This is a genomic window from Mesorhizobium sp. M7D.F.Ca.US.004.01.2.1 (assembly GCF_003997785.1).
Classification (GTDB): Bacteria; Pseudomonadota; Alphaproteobacteria; order Rhizobiales; family Rhizobiaceae; genus Mesorhizobium; species Mesorhizobium loti.
The window spans coordinates 1-4,884 of record NZ_RZRQ01000399.1; the positions used below are offsets into that span (position 1 = coordinate 1).

The 4,884-nt window shown below is 63.6% G+C and carries 6 protein-coding genes and 1 pseudogene; 2 read left to right on the forward strand and 5 right to left on the reverse strand.

Annotation, left to right across the window (positions count from 1 at the left end):
- Both EN993_RS31435 and EN993_RS31440 read right to left on the reverse strand, forming a co-directional pair.
- Nucleotides 1–417, reverse strand: a 417-nt coding sequence (locus tag EN993_RS31435; RefSeq protein WP_206532447.1) for a hypothetical protein, incomplete at its 3' end; no start/stop codon positions are given.
- Nucleotides 418–526: 109 nt separating this feature from the next.
- On the reverse strand, nucleotides 527–1,420 hold the full coding sequence (locus EN993_RS31440) for a DMT family transporter (protein ID WP_109663177.1): 894 nt from the start codon (nucleotides 1,418–1,420) through the stop codon (nucleotides 527–529).
- A 91-nt stretch (nucleotides 1,421–1,511) separates the two neighbouring features.
- Here EN993_RS31440 and EN993_RS31445 point away from each other — a divergent pair, with 91 nt between their 5' ends.
- Nucleotides 1,512–2,438, forward strand: coding sequence for a LysR family transcriptional regulator (locus EN993_RS31445; RefSeq protein WP_109663175.1), 927 nt, complete (start codon nucleotides 1,512–1,514; stop codon nucleotides 2,436–2,438).
- On the opposite strand, the gene EN993_RS31450 is transcribed toward EN993_RS31445, so the two are convergent.
- Nucleotides 2,435–2,977 (reverse strand): hypothetical protein, encoded by a 543-nt coding sequence (locus tag EN993_RS31450; RefSeq protein WP_245469024.1) that lies wholly within the window; start codon nucleotides 2,975–2,977, stop codon nucleotides 2,435–2,437. The genes EN993_RS31445 and EN993_RS31450 overlap by 4 nt on opposite strands.
- Before the next feature lie 170 nt (nucleotides 2,978–3,147).
- On the opposite strand from EN993_RS31450, the gene EN993_RS31455 reads away from it, so the two are divergent.
- Nucleotides 3,148–3,381 (forward strand): DUF2093 domain-containing protein, encoded by a 234-nt coding sequence (locus EN993_RS31455; RefSeq protein ID WP_127265706.1) that lies wholly within the window; start codon nucleotides 3,148–3,150, stop codon nucleotides 3,379–3,381.
- Between the two features lie 55 nt (nucleotides 3,382–3,436).
- Here the strand turns inward: EN993_RS31455 and lpxK are convergent, their stop codons facing one another.
- Together lpxK and EN993_RS31465 are read right to left on the reverse strand one after the other, a co-directional pair.
- On the reverse strand, nucleotides 3,437–4,462 hold the full coding sequence (gene lpxK, locus EN993_RS31460; RefSeq protein WP_127265707.1) for a tetraacyldisaccharide 4'-kinase: 1,026 nt from the start codon (nucleotides 4,460–4,462) through the stop codon (nucleotides 3,437–3,439).
- 1 nt (nucleotide 4,463) lies between these two features.
- A pseudogene (locus EN993_RS31465) lies at nucleotides 4,464–4,884 on the reverse strand (3-deoxy-D-manno-octulosonic acid transferase); the annotation flags it as partial.

A 4,884-nucleotide genomic window follows, 5' to 3' on the forward strand; every position in this document is an offset into this window, starting at 1 on the left:
GTCCAGGCTCGCAACCTTCTTGAGAATGACCGCGAATTTATCCGCGTCCCGGCTCCAGCTACCGGTCGCGCCGCTGTCGCTTAGCTTGAGCGAGAACGGGCATCCGGTGGTGTCAACGGGCGTTTTCGATCCGATGACCAGCACCCGGTCGAATTCCTTGTCGTCCGCGATTTCGCAAAGGGAGACGCTGGTGCCGCTGATCTTGCCGTATACCGCAATCGGGATTTGCTTGGCGTCGTAGAAATAGTTCCCCTCGACCGTAATCCCGCTGCCGAAACTGTCATACCTCTGCAACGACAGATGGACTGGTTTGGCCCCGATCGACCCTTCGTAATTTTCGACCTGATACCAACCCGCGAAGGCTTCCCCGGTCAGCAGCAAAACGCAAAAGAGTGTCGATATGAAGAGTTTTCCCATTCCGTCCCCCAGCGAATGCAGCTCACCATAGCTGTCCTTGCCCTGGGTGTCTGTATGCGGGCGAAGGCGGTTCTCGCTTTGAGTCCGCAAACAGCTCCAGCCTTTTGTTTTACCTCTTCAAATTCACCACTATGACGCCGCCCAGCGCCAGCGCGCCGCCGAGGATGCCTAGCAGTGTCGGCACTTCGCCCAGCCAGAAGAAGCCGATCAGGGCAGACATGGGCGAAACAAGGTAGAGGAAGTTCGAGGCACGTGCCGCAGGCAGACGCGACAGCGCGGTCGCCCAGGCGGCATAGGCGATCAGGCTGGGCACGATGCCGAGAAAGATCACAGCGCCGAGGCCGGCGGTGTTGGCAACCGCTGCCTGCGCAAAGCCGCTCGGCAGGAAGGGCGACAGGCAGAGCGCACCGAGCACCATGTTCGAAGCCGAAATGGTCAATGGATGGTGGCGGGCAAACAGCGGCTTCTGGACGATGGTGTTGACGGCCGAGCACAAGGCCGAGCCAAGCACCAGGAGAGCGCCCGCATTGAAATGCAGGCCATGCCCGTCGGCCATGGCGATGACGCCAATGCCGGCGAAGGAAATCACCGTGCCGGCCCAGGCCATGCCCGAGAAGCGTTCGCCGAGCAGCGCCATTGCCATGATGGCGGTGAAGATCGGGCTGACATTAATGATGAAGCCGGCGGCACCGGCCGAGACGGTCAATTCGCCGAAATTGAGCATTACGGTGTAGAGCGCGACGAAGATGGCCCCGCCAAAGACCAGGCGCCACACTTCGTCCAGCCTGGGCAGCGCCGGGCGCTTGACGGCGAGGAAGATCGCCGCCGGCACGGCGGCAATGGCAAAGCGCAGCGCACCCAGTTCCAGCGGTCCGAAGGCCGCGAGACCGGCGCGGATCGCCGGAAAAGCAGAGGCCCAGCCAACCACAGTCAGCGCCACCGCGATGGCCGCCGTGGTGTCCATCCGCTGTGTCGAATTCAACGTGCCCGTCATCGTGCTCATCTAACCACCCTCGTGTTCTTCGGTCCTGAAAGGCAGAAAACGCCTTTTCGAACCGATTGACAAACGACCAGATCAAGGATCACCTGTGACTATGGATCACAGCTCAGACACAATGGTGCCGCTTGAAACGCTGCGCGCCTTCGACGCGGCGGCGCGGACAGGCAGCTTTTCGGCGGCCGCCGAAAAGCTCAACATCACCCACGGCGCCGTCAGCCGGCAGATCGCCAAGCTTGAAGACTGGCTGGGATTGAAAGTGTTCGATCGCGGCGCGCGCGGCGTTTCGCTGACGATCGAAGGCAACCGGCTGCATTTGCGTACAGCGGAAGCTTTCGCGCTGATTTCCAGCCATTCCGACCGTTGGGTCGAGCCGCGCGGCACCGCCGTGGTGCGGCTGACCTCGATCCCCTCGGTCAGCGGGCTGTGGCTGATGCCGCGCATGGCGGCGCTGGAGAACAATCCCACCAAGCTGCGCATCGTACTCGATGTCGACATCCGCCAGGCCGACCTTGCCGATGAGGGTATCGATCTCTCCATCCGCTGCGGTCGCGGCGGCATTCCAGGCCGCATTTCGGTGCAGCTTTTCGAGGAACATGTCTTCCCCGTCGCGTCACCCGAGCTTGCCCGCGAGATCGGGCGCGGCGACCCTGCCCGGCTACTCAAATTTCCGCTGATCAACGATTCCGACGCGTCAGCCTGGCGCGCATGGTTTGCCGCGCAAGGCATGGACTACCGCCCGCGCCCGCAGGACCGCCGCTTCGAGGACTACAATCTGGTGCTCGACGCCGCCGCCTATGGGCTCGGCATCGCGCTGGCACGTCCGCCTCTGACCGGGCATCAATTGAAATCGGGCCGCATCACTCCCGTCGACGAACGCACCGCGCTCAATCCGGTGTCCTACTGGCTCGACCGGCCGATAGGACGGCCGCGTGCCGCCGCGGCGGAATTGGCGCGCCGCATCGCGGAGCAGGCCGGGCTGGCACCGGAAAAGATGGAAGCCTTCATCGAGGCCGAGGGTTAGCGAAGCAACAACAGAACAAACCCAAGGATCACGGTTCCCAGCAACCCGGCCATTGTCGAAACGAAGCCGATCTTCACCAGCAGGTGCTCCGGGTTCGGCGCCGCACCATGGGATTGATTGGCCGGCCTGTGCCGGCCCGCCGGTGTATCCAAGGCGGCAGCGCTGCGCGGGACTGGAGCCTGCGGCGGGATAAGCGACAGCAATGACAACCCCGCAACCCGGGAGGGGGCATTGTCATTGGCCGTTGCCGAAGGCGGCAAGACGGCTCGTTGCGTTTCGGGTTCAGGCGTTGCCTTTCTTGCCACGACCGTTGCCAACGCCGCTTCTTCCCCCGTCTCGAGCTGGGCAAGATAGGCCTCGACGATGCCAGCCGAGGCGATCTGCTGCGATTTGATGACCATCGGCGCCGCCGGCAAAGCCAACAATGCCGGTGCTGCTTGTTGCGCAAGCATGGACGGCGCAGGCGGTTGGACCAGAGCCTTGACCAGTGCCGCCATGACTGGATCGGCCTTTGCCAACGGCACGGCTTGCGGCGTCATCGCTTCCCTGGACAAGGCGGCAAGGCGAGTGGAGGAAATGTCCATAGTGCCCCGACTTCAGCATTTTTCTCCCCAACAATAGGGGGTCAGCATTGTCTCAGGCTTGTCGCATGCTTGACCTCGCCGGGAATTTATGGCGATGAAATCCCCATGAACCTCGGCGTCCCTGCATGATGAACCGTTTCGAAGGCCCCGGCGGCAAGGAAGCCCGCATCCGTTACCTCGATGGCGACTTCCAGGTTACCAGCCCCGGCGCATTTGTGCGCTGCGCGGTGACAGGCGAAAGCATTCCGCTCGACGAGTTGAAATACTGGAGCGTTGCCAGGCAAGAGCCTTACGTCAACGCCACCGCATCGCTGCGCCGCGAAATCGAGGTGCATCCGGAGCTGCGTAAGCGGGGCTAGTTGTTTTGACGCAATTCCGGACGGAAAACCGTTTCACACTTTTCTTGGAATTGCTTTAGCCCTTCAGCTTACGCTGGCGCCAGGCATCGAGCGTTTCGCCGATGATGCGCTCTGGAACATTGTCGAGCTCGAAAACCGTGTCGATCTCCAGCACCTCGAGCCGATCGAGAAAGTCCTGTGAGGCGCCGTGACGCAGCCGGGCGGCGTCCTTGGCGGTGGTGATGAGGCCGAGGCCTTCAGCACTTGCGGTCGCCGCCAGCTCGGCAAGTTCGTCCTCACCATAGAAATGATGGTCCGGAAACGGCCGCGTCAACGCCAGCTCGCCGCCCGCCTCGCGCACCGTGTCGAAGAATTTCTCGGGATGGCCGATACCGGCGAAGGCGAGGAACCGCTTGCCGGCAAGCCCTGCCTTACCGCTTGGCTCGGTGTGGGCCTCGAAGATCGGCCGGCCGGCGCGTGCCGCCTGGCGGACCACGGCGTCGGCCGCGGTGCCCTCGCCCATCTTCAACAGCCCGCTGGTGAAAACCAGTTGGTCGACGACCCTGGCCCGGAGCGGACCGCCCGGAATGACGCGGCCATTGCCGATCCCGTAGCGCGCATCGACGACGACCAGCGCGTAGTCGATGTGGATGCGGGCGCTCTGGAATCCATCGTCCATGATCAGGAAATCGCAGCCATGCCGTTCCAGCAGCAGCCGGGCGCCGGCGGCGCGGTTCGGCGTCACCGCCACCGGCGCGTGTTCGGCGAGGAGCAGCGGCTCGTCGCCGACATGCCTGGCGCTGTCATGATGGGCATCGACAACATGCGGCTCGGCGAACGAGCCGCCATGACCGCGCGACAGGAAGCCCGGCTTGAGATGCATGCACTTGGCCTGTTCGGCGAGCGCGATGGCCACCGGTGTCTTGCCGGTGCCGCCGACCGTAAAATTGCCGACGCACAGAACCGGTGCCTCGATCTTCTCGCGCTTGGCCCGCCGCATGCCGCGGCCGGCGACGGCCGCATAGATGGCCGATAGCGGCGACAGAGCCAGGACCCGCCAGTCCGGCTCTTCCCACCAGAATGGTGGTGCTTCGGAAGCCACGCTAGCGCCCGTTAGCGCCCTTCAGGCGCGACTTGACGACCAGCGGCTGAATGTAGGGCTCAAGCGATTTCAGCGTGCGCGCCAGCGCACCGCGCATCTCGTCGACGGTCGCAACGCCCGCCGCCATCATCTCGTGGCGCGCAACTTCGTTGGTCAGGAGGAAATTGACGGCGCCGGCCAGCATATCGCGATCGCGCACCAGCTTGGCGCCGCCGCTGTCGAGCAGACGCTGGTAGGCCTCGCGAAAATTCTGCACATTGCGCCCGGCAAGGACCGCCGTGTCGAGCATGGCCGGCTCCAGCGGGTTCTGGCCGCCCTCGGATGTCAGCGAGCGGCCGACGAAGGCGATTTCCGTCAGCCTGAGATAGAGCCCCATCTCGCCGATCGTGTCGCCGAGCAATATGTCGGTGTCGGCTGTGATC